Source organism: Robbsia andropogonis (assembly GCF_000970345.1).
GTDB classification, from domain to species: domain Bacteria; phylum Pseudomonadota; class Gammaproteobacteria; order Burkholderiales; family Burkholderiaceae; genus Robbsia; species Robbsia andropogonis.
In genome coordinates this window covers 1-16,297 of record NZ_LAQU01000017.1, presented here as the reverse complement: position 1 = coordinate 16,297, position 16,297 = coordinate 1, and the positions used below count along the sequence as shown (strand labels likewise).

Genomic DNA, 16,297 nt, shown 5'->3' with positions numbered 1-16,297 from the left:
CCGGGTCGTGACGAAGTGCTTGCGGATCACGTTCGCGTGCCGGATGTCATTGACGCCGTGTCGCATCCGATGGCTTCGGACGGATCGACTCTCGCGACGCTGGGTTTCGAGGACTTGCGCGCGCGCGCGCAGGTTTGCCAGGCCTGTCGCCTTTGCGAGACGCGAAAAAAAGTGGTCTTCGGTGTTGGCGATCCACGGGCCGACTGGCTGTTCGTAGGCGAGGGGCCGGGGGCCAATGAGGATGAGCAAGGTGAACCGTTCGTCGGGCAAGCGGGCAAGTTGCTCGACAACATGCTGCGCGCGCTGGGACTGCAGCGTGACAACAACGTCTTCATTGCAAATGTCGTCAAGTGTCGCCCGCCCGGCAACCGTGACCCGCTGCCAGATGAGATTGCCGCCTGTGAAGGCTACCTGCAGCGCCAGATCGCCCTCATCCAGCCGAAGGTGATCGTGGCGCTCGGACGTTTCGCGGCACAGGCGCTGCTGCGCAGTGACGCGACGATTGGCGCGTTGCGCCGGATCAATGCCGCGGAACATCGGGGTGGACCAGCGGAAAGCGGTAATGCCATCGCCCCGCAACGCGTTCACCACTACGAAGGTGTTCCGGTTGTCGTGACCTACCACCCGGCCTATCTGCTACGTACGCCATCGGACAAGGCCAAGGTATGGGAAGACCTGTGCCGGGCACGTGATGTCTTCCCGCGCTAGGCCGGATGCCGGCATTGGCGATTCAGTAGCCGGATCGCCCGACACCGGGGCGATGGATCTCGGCATCTTCGAAGCCTATGAAGCGGTACGCCGGGCGCGTCGATGGGCGGCCGCCAGCCAAGCGCCGCCCTTGTCCCGTCGGGCGCGGCAGTGGCGTGAAGGACCCTCGCACCGAAGTGCGCGGCGTGACGCCGCGCAAGGTGCCTTGCCGCGGACCACCGATTTCACCGAACAGGCCGTGCGGGACCTGTCCTGGCTGTTGCGCTCGCCCACGCTGCTCGCGCGAAGCGCCTTCGGGGATTTGTTGGCCGATCCGATGTCGCCGCGCTTGTTCGGTCCGGATCCGGCGATGGCGATGGTTCGGCTATTGCAACGCCTTGAACAGGCTCCGGCGCCGCTTGCGGCAACGCAGGCGAGCGGTCGCGAGCGGCGGCTCGGCCGTTACGCCGAACGTCTCTTTGCCGCATGGTTGGCCGAGGTGCCTGCCCTGAAGCGCAAAGCGATAGGCCTGGCCGTGAGGGAGCCGCAGCCAGGGGGGAGAACCCTGGGCGAATGTGATGCGTTGTTCGAGACGCCCACCGGTGCCTTCGAACACTGGGAACTCGCCGTCAAGTTCTATCTTGAAATCGATGGACAACACGTGGTTGGCGCCCCGGTCAGCGGACAGCCGGATTTGCGGGGGTGCGATCGTTACGTCGGCGCCGGATTGGCGGATCGTTTCGATTGGAAGCTGCAGCGCCTGTTGAACCATCAATTGCCACTGAGCGCGCATCCCGCATTGCAGGCGTTGGCGCCAGGGCCGTGGGCGCCGCGAATGTTCGTCAAGGGGCGATTGTTCTATCCATTGACGCGGTGGCAGCGCGTTGATTGCGGCGCGGATGTGCCGGCACTGGCAACCGATCATCCGCGTGGCTGGTGGGCGACGCTCAGCGAGTGGTTGACCTGGAGCTGCCAGGCCGATTGCCGCTGGACCAGTCTTGAGCGAATGGATTGGCTGGCACCGTTGCGACTCGACGATCCCGAAGTAGGGCACGGCACCGACCCGCGCGTCGGCATGCGCGCCAAGGCTGCTTCCGGAAACCCGTCGGCCGATGGCGCGGACCATGGTGATGTCGAGGCGTCACCAGGACGAATCTACGATGCAATCGCCTTTGCCCGAATGCTGCACGCGCATTTCGATAGCGGCCTGCTTTCCGCGTCAATGCCGCGTCAGGTGGCCGCGTTGACGCCGCCCATACCCGGTCAACCCGCTCGCGAGATGTCGCGGGGCTTCATCGTGCCAGACAGTTGGCCGGCGCGTGCGCGCGTATTCAGCCGTTTGCCCACACCGGGCTGAGGGGGCAATCGGGTAGCCAACACCAACGCGGTCTGTACGCGTCGACCCGATGGGACAGTGCCGCGGTCGGTCGGTGCGACGTTACCAGAAAGGGTGGAAGTGATGCACCGGACCGTGTCCGAACGCAATCGCCTCGGCGTGGCTATCCGGTGCATCGGGTCGTAGCGGTTCCGGTGCGGGCCTTGCTGGCGCGGCCGCGGCGGATTCTCCGGTATCGCGCAAGGCCATGCCACCAACCGAGAGACGATCGGCGTGGATGAGCGCGTTGGTAAGATAGGACTTCGCGTCACTGACCGCCGTGGGCAGGTCCAGTCGTTGTGGTCGAAGCACGGCAATCGCCGCTGATAGTGTGCAACCCGTTCCATGCGTCGAGCGAGTTGGCACGCGCGCGGCGCCGAATTTCGCTTTACCACCCGCTTCGACGAGCCAGTCCGGGCTTTGTTCCCCTGCCAGATGCCCCCCCTTCATCAGCACCGCCTGAACGCCTAGCGCGCGTAACGCCTGGCCCTGTGCAACCATCTGCTCGTCATCAACGGCATGCCCCTGGTCAAGAAGCACTGCCGCTTCAGCCAGATTGGGCGTCAACAACGTCACGTGGGGAATCAGCACCTCGCGCAAGGCGATGATGGCGTCCGATGCGAGCAGGCGACGCCCGCTGGACGACACCATCACCGGGTCCAGCACGACGAACCGGGGACGCCAGCGTTGCAATGCCTCCGCGACAGCTAGGACGTTATCGCGGCTTGCCAGCATGCCGATCTTGACGGCATCCAGACGCAGGTCGCGGAACACGGCATCGAGCTGGGCCGCGACGATGTCGACGGGGGGAACGAAGACCGCGTGCACACCCCGCGTGTTCTGCGCGGTCAGAGCGGTGATCACGCTGGCACCGTAAGCACCCAGCGCGGAGAAGGTTTTCAAGTCGGCCTGGATGCCGGCGCCGCCGCTCGAATCGGAACCGGCGATCGTCAGGATGTTCGCAATGCGATGTGCCATCGTATGCTCCGGTAGGGTAACCCGGCGCGTGGATTCAATGCGCGGGGTCGTCGTGCCGTGCCTCGCCAATCAGGGACTGGAGATCGTGTCGACGCTGGTTGCGGCGGTGCAATAGCATGACCAATGCCATGGCGATACTAACGAACAAGCCAAACAAGATGATGACCAATCGCACCGGGGTATTCAACCAGATCAAGACCGCATACAAACACAACATGACGAGAACGGACAGATTCTCGTTGAAGTTTTGCACGGCAATGGAGTGGCCGGCAGACAGCAGCACATAGCCGCGGTGTTGTAGCAGCGCGTTCATGGGCACGACAAAAAAGCCCGCCATCGCACCGACGATCAACAGGAAAACGTAGGCCGCGAAGAGATAAGCCTGCACGCCATGACGCCCGATGGGGACGATCCAATGGTGTGGAAAAATATCCCGCGTGAAGAACGCCATCAGCGTGACGCCTAACCCCATCGCCACGCCGACCGGAAGCACCGCGAGCGAGCGGTGCAGGGGGATGCGGGCCGCCGCGGCCATTGCGCCGACGGCCACGCCCACGGCAAAGATCGCCTGTAGCACCGCGCCTTGCGAGAGCGTCATGCCCAGGGCGACTTCGGCCCATTTCAATACGATGAATTGCAGGGTCGCGCCGGCGCCCCAGAACAACGTGGTCACCGCCAGTGAAATCTGTCCCAGTTTGTCACGCCACAACATGACAAAGCAGTCGGCAAAATCACGGATGAGCTTGATCGGTTCGTGCGCCTGCTCCGGATAACGCGCGCCGGTATCCGGGATGCCGAGGTTGAACGCGGCCGCGAGCGCATAGACGAACGTGATCACCAGAATCGCCGCGTCGGCGTGTGTGCGAATCCCGGGAATATCAAGCTGCGTGATATGGTGCGACAACGCCGGGCTGATTAGGGCGCCCCCGAGGACAGTACCCAGGATGATCGATGAAACGGTCGTTCCCTCTATCCAGCCATTGGCGGCCACCAGTTTTTCGGGCGGCAGCAATTCGGTCAGAATGCCGTACTTTGCCGGCGAATAGGCGGCTGCGCCAAAGCCGACAACCCCGTAGGCGAAGAGCGGGTGGCCCCCAGTCAGCATGATCAGGCAGCCGAAGACCTTGATGAGGTTGGTGGTGAACATTACGCGACCTTTTGGCCGGGAGTCGGCGTATGCGCCAACAAAGGCCGCCAGGACCACGTAAGACAGCACAAAGAATAGTTTCAGTAGCGGCGTCATCCAGGCGGGCGCATGGTCGCTATTCAATACGGCAATGGCGGCAATCAACAGCGCACTGTCCGCAAGCGACGAGAAAAACTGCGCCGCCATGATCGTGTAAAACCCTTTTTTCATCGGATAGCTTGCTGTCCTGTCATGTCTTCGCGGAGGGGTAGGGCCGCGTACTGAAATCCATGGGCACCCGCTGCGACGGCGCGCGGGTCGGGCCCGATACGGTAAGCCGAATGGTAGGCCCCCTGCCGGATGGCGGTTCCGTAAGCAATTCCGAGCGCGAAACGATTGTGCGCCCGGCTTTATAACACGAAAATACGGCAATCAAACCGCACGTCGGGATCGTGCCCGTCGCGCTGGCCCCTTACATTCCTTGCTCATGCTTTCGGCCTATTTTGACACGGCTCGCGGCGGTGGGTTGAGGACGCTTTTTCCGGATGCTGCATTGGCCAAGATCAAGACTACCTATAGCTGTACCGCGTGCGGCAACCAATCACCGAAGTGGAGCGGCCAGTGCCCGGGTTGCGGCGCGTGGAACACGCTGGTCGAAGGCGTGGCTGAAACGCCATCCGCGCACCGTTTCCAGGCGCTGACCAAGTCGTCGCCGGTACGGTCGCTGCATGAAATCGAATCAGCCGATGTGCCACGCTATGCCACGGGAATCGGTGAATTCGACCGCGTGCTGGGTGGCGGGCTGGTCAGCGGCGGCGTGGTGCTGATCGGCGGTGATCCGGGTATCGGCAAGTCCACCCTCTTGCTGCAGGCGCTCGCGTCGCTTGGCGAGGCGCGCAAGGTGCTCTATGTCAGCGGCGAGGAATCCGATGCGCAGATCGCCCTTCGGGCGGAGCGGCTCGGGCTGCTGGAAGACGGCCGCACGGAGAAAGGCGCGGGCGCGTTGCGGTTGTTCGCGGAAATCCAGCTCGAAAAAATCCAGCTGGCGATCGATGCCGAACGACCGGCCGTCGCGGTGATCGACTCGATTCAGACCGTCTATTCGGAGGCATTGACCTCGGCGCCCGGCTCGGTCGCGCAGGTGCGCGAGTGTGCCGCGCAGTTGACGCGGCTGGCAAAACAGACCGGCGTGACCATCATCATGGTCGGCCATGTGACCAAAGAGGGCGCGCTGGCGGGGCCGCGTGTACTCGAACATATCGTTGATACCGTACTATATTTCGAGGGCGATACACACTCGTCGTTCCGGCTGATCCGGGCGATCAAGAACCGCTTTGGCGCCGTCAACGAGCTGGGCGTCTTTGCCATGACGGAGCGGGGGCTGCGGGGTGTCTCGAATCCGTCGGCGTTGTTTCTGTCTCAGCACGAGCATACGGTGCCCGGCTCCTGCGTCCTTGTGACGCAGGAAGGCACGCGACCGTTGCTAGTCGAGATTCAGGCGCTGGTCGACAGTTCGCATGTGCCTAATCCGCGGCGCCTGACGGTAGGGCTGGAGCAGAACCGGCTGGCGATGTTGCTGGCGGTGTTGAATCGGCATGCGGGCATTGCCTGCTTCGATCAGGACGTGTTCCTGAACGCGGTAGGGGGGGTGAAGATCAGCGAGCCGGCAGTCGACCTGGCGGTCCTGCTTGCGATCCATTCGTCCATGCGGAACAAGCCGCTGCCGAAGGGGCTCGTGACATTTGGGGAAGTTGGCCTGGCCGGTGAGATCCGGCCGTCGCCGCGCGGGCAGGATCGACTGAAAGAAGCGGCGAAGCTGGGGTTCACGCAGGCGATCGTGCCAAAGGCCAATGTGCCAAAGCAGCCAATCGAGGGCTTGACGGTCATTGCCGTCGAGCGCATCGAACAGGCGATCGACCGTGCGCGTGAGTTGGAATAACGCCGCATTCCCGCTTATGCGGGGATCAACCGATCTTGCTGACCACGGCCCCCGACATTTCGCGCATCTCGCCGAATGAGACCGCGGGATACGTCTCTTTCAGCGCCTGGATTTCGGATTGATGCGCGGCGAGCAGCGTCATCTGTTCGGCGGCGTCGTAGGCCATGCGACCATTATTGAACTTGATGAATTTCTGCATCGCCGCCGCATCCGTGGACGACACCCAGCGTGACAGACGATAGCGTGACGGCGAGAAGCGGACGTCCACGCGATATTCGCCGGCGAGCCGGTGTGAGACCACTTCGAACTGCAGCGCACCGACGGCACCCAGCAGAATCGGGCCGCCTGCCATGGGGCGGAACACCTGGATCGCGCCTTCCTCGCTGAGATGCCGCAATGCCTCGCCCAGTTGCTTGGCACGCATCGGGTCTTTCGCTTCCACGGTCTGGAAGATTTCTGGCGAGAAAAACGGCAAGCCCGAGAACGTCAGCGCTTCGCCTTCGGTCAACGTATCGCCCAGGCACAGCACGCCGTGATTGGGGATGCCGATAATGTCGCCCGGATAGGCTTCCTCAGTTAGTTCGCGACGCTGCGACAGAAAGCTGACCACGTTGCTGGTCTTGATCTTCTTGCCCGAGCGCGTAATCGTCAACGCCATGCCGCGCTCGAAACGCCCCGAGCAGACGCGGACGAACGCCACGCGGTCCCGGTGCTGCGGGTCCATGTTCGCCTGCACCTTGAATACCATGCCGGTGAAACGCGGCTCCACCGGCTCCACCGGCCGTTGCACGGCGGCGCGGACCTTGGGCGGGGGGGCCAGTTCGACCAGCGCATCGAGGATCTCGCGAATACCAAAGTTGTTGATCGCGGAGCCGAACAGCACCGGCGATTGCCTGCCGGCGAGGAAGGCTTCGCGCGAGAGTTCCGGCGAGGCGCCGGTGATCAGCTCGATCTCGTCCTTCGCACGCGTCCAGGTGTCGCCGAACTGCTCGACGGCGCGCGGATCCTCGAGTCCTTGAAGCGTGACCGTGTCGTCGTTGCGGGTGTCCTGCCCTGCACGGAAGAGGCGAATCTGTTCCCGGCGAAGGTCGTAGACGCCGCGGAAATCCTTCCCCGTACCCACGGGCCAGGAAAACGGGATGGCGGCCACGCCCAGGTGATGTTCGACTTCGCTCAGCAGGTCGAGTGGCGCACGGACGTCGCGGTCGAGCTTGTTGACGAATGTGATGATCGGCGTGTTCTGGCGGCGACAGACCTCCAGCAGCTTCAACGTCTGTGCTTCCACGCCGTTCGCGCCGTCGATCACCATCACCGCCGCATCCACCGCGGTCAATACACGGTAGGTATCTTCGGAGAAGTCCTGGTGGCCCGGTGTGTCGAGCAGGTTGATGACGGCGTCGCCGTACTCGAACTGCATCACCGAGCTGGCGACCGAGATGCCGCGTTGTTTTTCGATTTCCATCCAGTCCGAGGTCGCGTAACGCGCGCTCTTGCGGCCTTTTACGGCACCTGCGATATGGATGGCGCCCGAGAACAGCAACAGTTTCTCGGTCAGTGTGGTCTTCCCTGCGTCAGGGTGGGAAATCACCGCGAACGTGCGGCGGCGATTCACTTCGTTCGATACGTCGGACATGATGACGGGGTGGGCTGAGTCAAATACTGCGTCAAATAAAGGGCGGTATGCAGGCTGAAATGACCTGCAAACAGAGTCAGGATGCGGCCGTGATGGTGGCGTCCAGCATTTCCAATGCTTCGAGGGCCGCCATCCAGTCGGTTTCCACCGCGCCGATTCGTGCGGCCAATTCGCCCTGGCGGCGCAGCGTGTCCGTCAGGGCCGCCTTGTGCTGCGCCTCATAGCTGCCGGGATCGGCTATAAACGCGTCACACCCGGCTTTTTCCGTATTCAGTTTCTCGAGTTCGCGTTCCAGCGTCTCGATCCGCTTCTGCAGAGGCTTGCGCTGGGCGGCGACATGCTGGCGTGCCTGTGCGTCGAGCTTGCGCTGCTCCTTGCGCGCCGCCGGGTCGACCACCGGACCGGGCGTGGCTGCCGCACGGGTAACGATCGCCGAGGATGCCGCCGGCTCACCGGGTGCCGGAGGAGCGGACGTTGGTGCCGCCGGTCTGGTGACGCCGCGCATCTTCTCATCGGCGCGCGACTCCTGGCGGTTGCCTTCGGCGCTCGTCTTGGCCGGCTTCGGCGCGGCCCCGCCTTGCGCGCGCGCTTTGGTCGCATCCAGCAACCAGCGTTTGTAATCATCGAGGTCGCCGTCGAACGGCGCGACCTTGCCGTCGCCCACGAGCAGGAACGCGTCGGTGGTCGCACGCAACAGATGGCGATCGTGGGACACCAGGATCAGCGTGCCGTCGAATTGGGCCAGCGCGGTGGTTAGTGCGTGGCGCGTTTCCAGGTCGAGGTGGTTTGTCGGTTCATCCAGCAATAACAGGTTCGGCTTGGTCCAGATGATCAGCGCCAGCGCGAGACGGGCTTTTTCCCCGCCTGAGAACGGCCGCACGGGCGATGTCGCCATGTCGCCATGGAAATTGAAGCTGCCCAGGAAGTTGCGCAGTTCCTGCTCCCGTGCGCCGCCGGCGATACGCGTGAGGTGCATCAGCGGACTGTCGTCTTCTCGCAGCGTTTCCAACTGGTGCTGTGCGAAGTAGCCGATGACGAGACCCTTGCCACGACGTACTTCGCCCTGCAGCGGAGCGAGTTCGCCGAACAAGGTCTTGATCAGCGTCGACTTACCCTGACCGTTGGCCCCCAGCAGGCCGATCCGTTGTTCGTTCTGGATCGAGAGATTGACATCGCCCAGGATGCGGATGACTTCGCCATCGGTTGGGGTGACCGGCGTGGCGTGGACGTCGCCGTGATCGTCCTCCGCGACGCGGGGGCCATAACCACAATCGACGTCCTCGACCACGAGCATCGGGTTTGGCGCGCGGTCCGGCTCGCGGAACGAGAAAGTGAACGGGGACGACGCATAGACCGGCGCGATCATCTCGATGCGCTCCAAGGCCTTGACGCGGCTTTGCGCTTGACGCGCCTTGGTTGCCTTTGCCTTGAATCGATCGATGAAGTGCTGCAGATGGGCAACGGTTTTCTGCTGTTTCGCATAAGCGCTTTGTTGCAGCAGGATATGCTGCGCGCGTTGTGTTTCAAACTGCGTATAGTTACCACCGTAGCGCTTGATCTGCCGATTTTCCAGATGCAGCGTCACATTCGTGACCGCGTCCAGGAATTCGCGATCGTGCGAGATCACGACGATCGTCCCAGAATAGCGCCGCAGCCAGTCTTCCAGCCAGACGATCGCGTCCAGGTCCAAGTGATTGGTGGGCTCATCCAGCAGCAACAGGTCGGAGCGGCACATCAGTGCCTGTGCCAAATTCAGACGCATCCGCCAGCCGCCCGAGAAACTGGTCACGGGACGATGCATTTCGGCTTGCGAGAAGCCCAGACCCGCCAGCAGCGTTTCGGCGCGCGAGGCGGCCGTATAGCCGTCGGCGTCCGCGTATGCGCCGTGGGCCAGCGCTTCCGCCTCGCCGTCTCCCGAGGCGGACGCTGCGGCAATGCGTGCTTCGATCTCACGCAATTCCGCATCGCCATCGAGCGTATATTCCACGGCCGTCCGCGCAACGGCGGGGGTTTCCTGGGAGACGTGGGCGACCTGCCAGGTGGGCGGGAACGACGCATCGCCGCCATCGGGATGCAGGCGTCCGAGCAGTACGGAGAACAGCGTGGACTTGCCCGCGCCGTTGGCGCCGATCAACCCGGCCTTTTCCCCGGGGTTCAGCGTGAACGTCGCGTTGTCGAAAAGCGGCTTGGTGCCGCGGGCAAGAGTGAACTGTTGGAAGCGAATCACGGGCGGTGTGGGTAATTCAGGCGCACGGCGCCCGAGGCAAAGACCGCTATTCTACTCCGCGCGGCGCGAGTGCAAGGGCAGCAGAAGTGACCGGAGTGCAATACACTGGCGGGCAGGGGGCGAGCGCCGGGGAAAAACGCGGCGCCGCCGTATGACTGTAATGACGATGACACCGTGACACACGATATCTACGACTTCACCGCAAACTCGCTGGACGGCACCGCCGTGGACCTGTCGCGCTACGCCGGCAAGGTGTTGCTGATCGTCAACACGGCCAGCCACTGCGGGTTTACACCGCAGTACGCGGGGCTGCAGCAATTACATACGCGGTACGCGGATCGCGGTTTCGAGGTCCTGGCGTTTCCTTGCAACCAGTTCGGGCGGCAGGAACCGGGGGACAGCCAGCAGATCGGCGATTTCTGCACGCAAAACTTTGGTCTCACGTTCCCGGTGTTCGAGAAAATCGAGGTCAATGGCACCGGTGCCCATCCGTTGTTTCGCTGGCTGACGGGAAGCCGTCCCGGTGTGCTGGGAACGGAAGGCATCAAGTGGAATTTTACAAAATTCCTCGTCGACCGCAGGGGGCACGTGGTCGAGCGCTATGCGCCGATCACCAAACCGGACGCCATCGCGCATGACATCGAGAAATTGCTCGGCACCGCGCCGGATAACTCGATGCCAGATGTCGTTGGCTGAATCTGCGCTTACAAGATCGGTGAAAACAGGCAGGCGACGCGCATTGCCGCGCGCTGCCACGCGGGAAAATTGGCAAACTCATTGTCGCTGACTTCGTTGGCATGGGAGAAATCCTCGACGAGCATGGCTTCCACATCGGCTGCGAACCCGCGATCGACCGTCAGAACGGTACATTCGAAGTTCAGCCGAAATGACCGGTTGTCGAGATTCGGGCTGCCGATGGCGGCGGCCACGTCGTCGATCAGCACCACCTTCTGATGCAGGAAGCCGGGCTGGTAGCGAAACATCCGCACACCGGCGCGCACGGCTTCCGAGACATAGACGTTGGATGCGGAAAAGACCACCAGATGGTCGCGTCGCGACGGGATCAGGATACGGACATCCACCCCGCGCATCACTGCCAGCTTCAACGCCGAGAACACCGCTTCGTCCGGCACGAAATAGGGACTGGTCAGCCAGATCCGCGACTGCGCGGCATTGATCGCCGTCACGAAGAACAACGAACATGTCTCGAATTCGTCGGCGGGTCCACTGGCGATGGACTGGCAGCACATATTCGCGCTGTCGTTCTGTTCGCACCGGACCAGATCCGGCACGCGGCGGGTGGCCCAGAACCAATCCTCGACAAAGCTGAACTGGATACTCGATACCACCGGGCCGACGAGGTCGATATGGGTGTCGCGCCACGGCGAGAGCGGGAAGGTCTCCCCCAGGTATTCGTCACCGACGTTGTGGCCCCCGACGAACGCACGCCGGCCGTCGATGACGACGATCTTCCGATGATTGCGAAAATTGAGCTGGAAGCGATTGACGAAGCGTCGGGTCGCGAACTTGTGCGTCTGTACGCCGGCGGTGCGCAACGACGTGACGTATTCGCGCGACAGCTTGTGCGAGCCGATGCCGTCATACAGCAGGAAAACCGCGACGCCACGCTTTGCGGCCAATGTCAGCGCCCGATGCAGGCGCCGTCCGAGCGTGTCATCCCGGATGACGAAGAACTGCACCAGGACATAGCGTTCCGCGCCATCGATCGCGGCGAGAATGGTATTGAAGGTCTGCGTGCCGTTGACCAGCAACGACACTTTGTTTCCAGGCAGCAGGGGCATGCCGCTGAGTCGGTCGAATGCCCGTTTCGCCCCGGGCCCGAGCGCGGCTTTGGCGCGTGCCGAGGCGTCGGGGTCCGCGGGCGTATGTGGATGGGCCGCAAGGCTGCGCAGTTGCCGGTTGCCGCTTCGTCGCGCATCGACATAACCGCGAAAATAGCTTTGGCCAAGGAATAAATACGGCAGCAACGTCAGATAAGGCATCGTCACGAGTGCGACGGCCCAGGCGATCGCCCCCTGCGATGTCCGCGTGTTGACCACGGCGTGCACAGCTGCCATCGCGCCGGCGATATGCACCAGCAGGACCAGCGTACCGATATCAAGGGCGACCGAATCGAACGGCGCCAGCATTCCCAGCATGCGCATGGTTTCTGCCGTTCGCGTCAGTCGGGCAGGTCGGCGGCGTGAATCAGGAATACCGCGTCGTCCTCGGCACTGGTAGGTAGCCATACCAGATCCAGACCACCGAATGCCGCTTCGGCATGGTGCCGTTCGTTGCCGATCTCGACGACCAACAGGCCGTCGTCGTTCAGATGCTCGCGCGCCTCTTCGATGATACGGCGCACAAGGTCCATGCCGTCCTCGCCGCCGTGCAGGGCCATTTGGGGTTCATGCCGGTATTCCGGCGGCAATGCGGCCATCGATTCGGCATTGACATAGGGCGGATTCGTCACGATGAGGTCGTACTTGCGCCCCGGTGGCAGCGCGGCGTACAGGTCCCCTTCATGGAGCGTGATGCGTGCGTCCAGCCCGTAGTCGGCGACGTTTTGCGCGGCCACCTGCAAGGCATCGGCACTCAGGTCCACCGCGTCGATCTCGGCGTCCGGAAACGCGTCGGCGGCGATGATCGAGAGGCAGCCCGAGCCGGTACACAACTCGAGGACGTGATGGACGTTGTCCGGCCGGCTGACCCATGGCGCCAGGTGCTCGACCAGCAATTCGCCGATGAGCGAGCGCGGTACGATCACACGTTCATCGATCGTGAAGCGATAGCCATGCATCCAGGCCTCGCCGGTCAGGTAGGCGGCCGGCACACGATCGGTCGCGCGGCGTTCGATCAGCGTTATCAGATGCGCGATCTCGTCATCGGTCAGGCGTGCATCCAGGAACGGTTCGAGGGTGTCCAGCGGGAGGCTGAGCGAATGGAGCAGCAGATAGGCGGCTTCGTCGTATGCGTTCGCGTTGCCATGACCGAAGGCGACATGGGCCTGGCCAAAACGGGTAACCGCGAAACGCAGCACGTCGCGCAACGTCGAGAAAGGATAAGGCGTGGCCATGATGGATCCCTTTTGAGAGCGGAGGTACGGCGCCAGAGCGGCGCCGCACCGTTCAGGTGCGCGGCCGTGCCGTCGCGCGGCTAGGCGATCAACGTCTCCAGCACGCGCCGGTAGATGTTTTTCAACGGATCGATCGCCGACAATGCTATATGTTCGTCTATTTTGTGAATACTGGCGTTGACCGGGCCAAATTCGACTACTTGCTTACATAACGTCGCGATGAATCGCCCGTCCGACGTACCACCGGTGGTCGACAACGCGGTAGTGATGCCGGTCTCGTCGAGGATGGCCCGGCGCAATGCTTCGGACAAGCTGCCTTTCGGCGTCAGGAACGGCATGCCGCTCAGGTTCCAGTCGAGCACGTAGTCCGTATCGGCCAGGCCGGATTCGGCGAGGATAGCCGCGACGCGCGCTTTCAGCGTCTCCGGCGTGTTCTCGGTCGAGAAGCGGAAATTGAAATCGATGACGGCGTCGCCGGGGATCACATTGGATGCTCCGGTCCCGGCGTGAATGTTCGATACCTGCCAACTGGTGGGCGGAAAATAGTCGTTGCCGTGGTCCCAGGTGGTGGCCGCCAACATGGCCAGCGCCGGGGCGACCATATGCACCGGGTTGCGCGCCAGATGCGGATAGGCGATATGCCCCTGTATGCCCTTGACCGTCAGACGACCACCCAGGCTGCCGCGTCGGCCATTCTTGATCGTGTCGCCCAGTGAATCGACCGATGTCGGTTCGCCAACGACGCAATAGTCAAGCCGCTCCCCGCGCGCGCGCAATGCCTCGACGACCTTGACGGTGCCATCCTTCGATGGTCCTTCCTCGTCGCTGGTGATCAGCAAGGCGATGCTGCCCGTATGCGCCGGCTGGCTCGCGACGAATTCCTCGATTGCGACGATAAAGCCCGCGATCGACGTTTTCATGTCGGCGGCGCCGCGGCCGTACAGGTTGCCGTCACGATGCGTTGGCGTGAACGGCGGCGAGGTCCAGGCCGTGAGGGGACCGGTGGGCACCACATCGGTGTGGCCCGCGAAAACGAGCAACTTGCCCTGCGTGCCGGCCGTGCCCCGGCGCACCGCCCAGAGGTTGATCACGTCACCGAACACGAGCGACTCGCATTCGAAGCCGATGGCCCGCAGACGCGCCGCGAGCACTGCCTGGCAGTCCTCGTCGGCAGGGGTGATCGACTGGCGGCGAATCAGGTCTTCCGTCAGGACCAGCGTGGCGGACGGCAGGGAAGCGGACATCGTGAATTCCTTAAAAGGCGTCGGTGTACATCGGATCCGAGAACCCGACCGTCTTCACATGGCCGTCGTCCCCCACGACCACCGGGCGTTTGATCAGCGACGGATGTTCCGTCATCAGCGCCACGGCGCCGGCCGGTGTCTCGGCAATCGCGCGCTGTACATCGTCGAGCCCGCGCCATGTAGTGCCGCGCCGGTTCAGCAGCGTATCCAGTGGCACGTCCCCCAACCACGCCTGCAGCGTTTCCGGTGCAATGCCTTCCTTCTTGTAATCGTGGAAAACGTAAGACCGGCCGTGCGACGTAAGCCAATCGCGCGCCTTCTTGACGGTCGAGCAATTCGGGATGCCGTAGACACGCAGCGCCATCAGTCGCCTCGCAGCAGTTCGTTGATCGCCGTCTTGGCGCGGGTCTTCTCGTCGACCTTCTTGACGATGATCGCCGCGTACAACTGGCAGTTGCCTTCCTTCGACGGCAGGCTGCCGGGCACGACGACCGACCCTGCCGGGACGCGGCCATACAGGACTTCGCCGGTTTCACGATCGAAGATCTTCGTGCTTTGGCCGATATAGACGCCCATCGAGATCACGGCGTTCTTCTCGATGATCACCCCTTCGACAATCTCCGAGCGTGCGCCGATGAAGCAATTGTCCTCGATGATGACCGGGTTGGCTTGCAACGGTTCCAGCACGCCACCGATGCCGACGCCACCGGACAGGTGGACATGCTTGCCGATCTGCGCGCACGAGCCGACCGTCGCCCATGTGTCGACCATCGTGCCTTCATCGATGTAAGCGCCGATATTCGTGTATGACGGCATCAGGACCACGTTCTTCGCGATGTAGGCGCCGCGGCGCGCGATGGCGGGCGGCACGACGCGGAAACCACCCGCTTCGAAATCGGCTGGTGTGTAGTGCGCGAACTTGCTTGGCACCTTGTCGTAGAACTGGGTGTAACCTCCCGCGGGCATCGGCGCGTTATCGGCGAGGCGGAACGACAACAGCACGGCCTTCTTCAGCCATTGATTGACGACCCAGCCGCCCGGTGCCGATGCATCCGGCTGCGCGACGCGCGCGCTGCCGTCGTCCAGACTGGCCAGCGCGCTAGCCACGGCGTCGCGAATGTCCGCGGGTGCGTGCTTGGGCGACAGGGAGGCGCGGTCTTCCCAGGCGGCATTGATGATGTTTTGCAGATCTTGGCTCATGGCGTGGTTTGTTGTGAAATAGGTTAGGGATGGCGGGCGGCGGGCCGTCGTCGGCACGCCGCCCGCGAATTCATCGGGTCGGTGCGGCGGGAGCGGTGCATGATGCGCAGAACGCCACGATGCGGCGTGCGCCCTCGATACATTCTTCGACGCCGGCAACCAGCGCGAGGCGCACATAGCCCGCGCCCGGATTGACGCCCTGCGATTCCCGCGCGAGAAAGCTCCCGGGCAGCACGGTCACATGTTGGCGCGCATACAGCTCGCGTGCGAATTCGATGTCGCTCAAACCCGTGCGGGCCACGTTTGCCCACAGATAGAACGACGCGTCCGGCAATGCCACGTCGAGGACCTCGGCCAGCATCGGCGTGACGATGTCGAATTTGCGACGATATGCGGCGCGGTTTTCCTCGACGTGCGACTCGTCGCTCCAGGCGGCAATGCTGACCTGCTGTACCGTCGGTGACAAGGCGCTGCCGTGATAGGTGCGATACAGCAGGTAGGCGCGCATCAACGTCGCGTCGCCGGCGACGAAACCGGACCGCAGCCCCGGTACGTTCGAGCGTTTGGACAAACTCGTGAACGCTAGGAGCCGATCGTCGCCTCGACCCAGCAGCCGGGCGGCCTCCAACGCGCCGAGCGGTGGGGTATCGCCGAAATAGATCTCGGAATAGCACTCGTCGGAGGCGATGACGAAGCCATGCTTGTCCGACAGCGCGAAGAGCGCTTTCCAGCCTTCCAGGTCCAGCGTCGCACCGGTGGGGTTGCCCGGCGAGCAGACATAGACAAGCTGCGTCTTGGCCCAGACGGTGTCT

The 16,297-nt window shown here is 63.1% G+C and carries 13 protein-coding genes and 1 pseudogene; 4 read left to right on the top strand and 10 right to left on the bottom strand.

Going from position 1 to position 16,297, the window contains the following annotated elements:
- Positions 1 to 90: 90 nt before the first annotated feature.
- Positions 91 to 708: pseudogene (locus WM40_RS32530) on the top strand (uracil-DNA glycosylase); the annotation flags it as partial.
- Positions 692 to 2,044 (top strand): DUF1853 family protein, encoded by a 1,353-nt coding sequence (locus tag WM40_RS15980; protein WP_082102844.1) that lies wholly within the window; start codon positions 692 to 694, stop codon positions 2,042 to 2,044. The pseudogene WM40_RS32530 and the gene WM40_RS15980, both read left to right, overlap by 17 nt.
- Before the next feature lie 81 nt (positions 2,045 to 2,125).
- Here the strand turns inward: WM40_RS15980 and thiD are convergent, their stop codons facing one another.
- The gene (thiD, locus tag WM40_RS15975) at positions 2,126 to 3,040 is read right to left on the bottom strand and encodes a bifunctional hydroxymethylpyrimidine kinase/phosphomethylpyrimidine kinase (RefSeq protein ID WP_157685824.1); all 915 of its coding nucleotides are present in this window, start codon (positions 3,038 to 3,040) and stop codon (positions 2,126 to 2,128) included.
- A gap of 34 nt (positions 3,041 to 3,074) precedes the next feature.
- Positions 3,075 to 4,397: a lysophospholipid transporter LplT gene (gene lplT / locus WM40_RS15970; RefSeq protein WP_024903113.1), complete on the bottom strand. Its 1,323-nt coding sequence runs from the start codon at positions 4,395 to 4,397 to the stop codon at positions 3,075 to 3,077.
- 322 nt (positions 4,398 to 4,719) lie between these two features.
- Between lplT and radA the strand changes: the two genes are divergently transcribed.
- Positions 4,720 to 6,105, top strand: coding sequence for a DNA repair protein RadA (radA, locus tag WM40_RS15965; protein ID WP_046153387.1), 1,386 nt, complete (start codon positions 4,720 to 4,722; stop codon positions 6,103 to 6,105).
- A gap of 25 nt (positions 6,106 to 6,130) precedes the next feature.
- On the opposite strand, the gene WM40_RS15960 is transcribed toward radA, so the two are convergent.
- Together WM40_RS15960 and WM40_RS15955 are read right to left on the bottom strand one after the other, a co-directional pair.
- Positions 6,131 to 7,738: a peptide chain release factor 3 gene (locus WM40_RS15960; RefSeq protein WP_046153364.1), complete on the bottom strand. Its 1,608-nt coding sequence runs from the start codon at positions 7,736 to 7,738 to the stop codon at positions 6,131 to 6,133.
- Positions 7,739 to 7,814: 76 nt separating this feature from the next.
- Positions 7,815 to 9,965 (bottom strand): ATP-binding cassette domain-containing protein, encoded by a 2,151-nt coding sequence (locus WM40_RS15955; RefSeq protein WP_046153363.1) that lies wholly within the window; start codon positions 9,963 to 9,965, stop codon positions 7,815 to 7,817.
- A gap of 174 nt (positions 9,966 to 10,139) precedes the next feature.
- Between WM40_RS15955 and WM40_RS15950 the strand changes: the two genes are divergently transcribed.
- On the top strand, positions 10,140 to 10,661 hold the full coding sequence (locus tag WM40_RS15950; RefSeq protein WP_024903109.1) for a glutathione peroxidase: 522 nt from the start codon (positions 10,140 to 10,142) through the stop codon (positions 10,659 to 10,661).
- 8 nt (positions 10,662 to 10,669) lie between these two features.
- Here WM40_RS15950 and cls read toward each other — a convergent pair whose 3' ends face one another.
- From cls to WM40_RS15920, 6 genes are all read right to left on the bottom strand, one after another.
- On the bottom strand, positions 10,670 to 12,130 hold the full coding sequence (gene cls / locus WM40_RS15945; protein ID WP_236693551.1) for a cardiolipin synthase: 1,461 nt from the start codon (positions 12,128 to 12,130) through the stop codon (positions 10,670 to 10,672).
- A gap of 17 nt (positions 12,131 to 12,147) precedes the next feature.
- Positions 12,148 to 13,041, bottom strand: a complete 894-nt coding sequence (gene prmB, locus WM40_RS15940) for a 50S ribosomal protein L3 N(5)-glutamine methyltransferase (protein ID WP_046153362.1) — start codon at positions 13,039 to 13,041, stop codon at positions 12,148 to 12,150.
- A gap of 80 nt (positions 13,042 to 13,121) precedes the next feature.
- Positions 13,122 to 14,285, bottom strand: coding sequence for a succinyl-diaminopimelate desuccinylase (gene dapE / locus WM40_RS15935; RefSeq protein ID WP_024903106.1), 1,164 nt, complete (start codon positions 14,283 to 14,285; stop codon positions 13,122 to 13,124).
- Between the two features lie 10 nt (positions 14,286 to 14,295).
- On the bottom strand, positions 14,296 to 14,649 hold the full coding sequence (locus WM40_RS15930; RefSeq protein ID WP_036009283.1) for an arsenate reductase: 354 nt from the start codon (positions 14,647 to 14,649) through the stop codon (positions 14,296 to 14,298).
- On the bottom strand, positions 14,649 to 15,485 hold the full coding sequence (dapD, locus tag WM40_RS15925; RefSeq protein WP_024903104.1) for a 2,3,4,5-tetrahydropyridine-2,6-dicarboxylate N-succinyltransferase: 837 nt from the start codon (positions 15,483 to 15,485) through the stop codon (positions 14,649 to 14,651). The genes WM40_RS15930 and dapD overlap by 1 nt, the downstream gene beginning before the upstream one ends.
- A gap of 70 nt (positions 15,486 to 15,555) precedes the next feature.
- A partial coding sequence (locus WM40_RS15920) for an aminotransferase class I/II-fold pyridoxal phosphate-dependent enzyme (RefSeq protein ID WP_046153361.1) occupies positions 15,556 to 16,297 on the bottom strand: 742 nt, incomplete at its 5' end.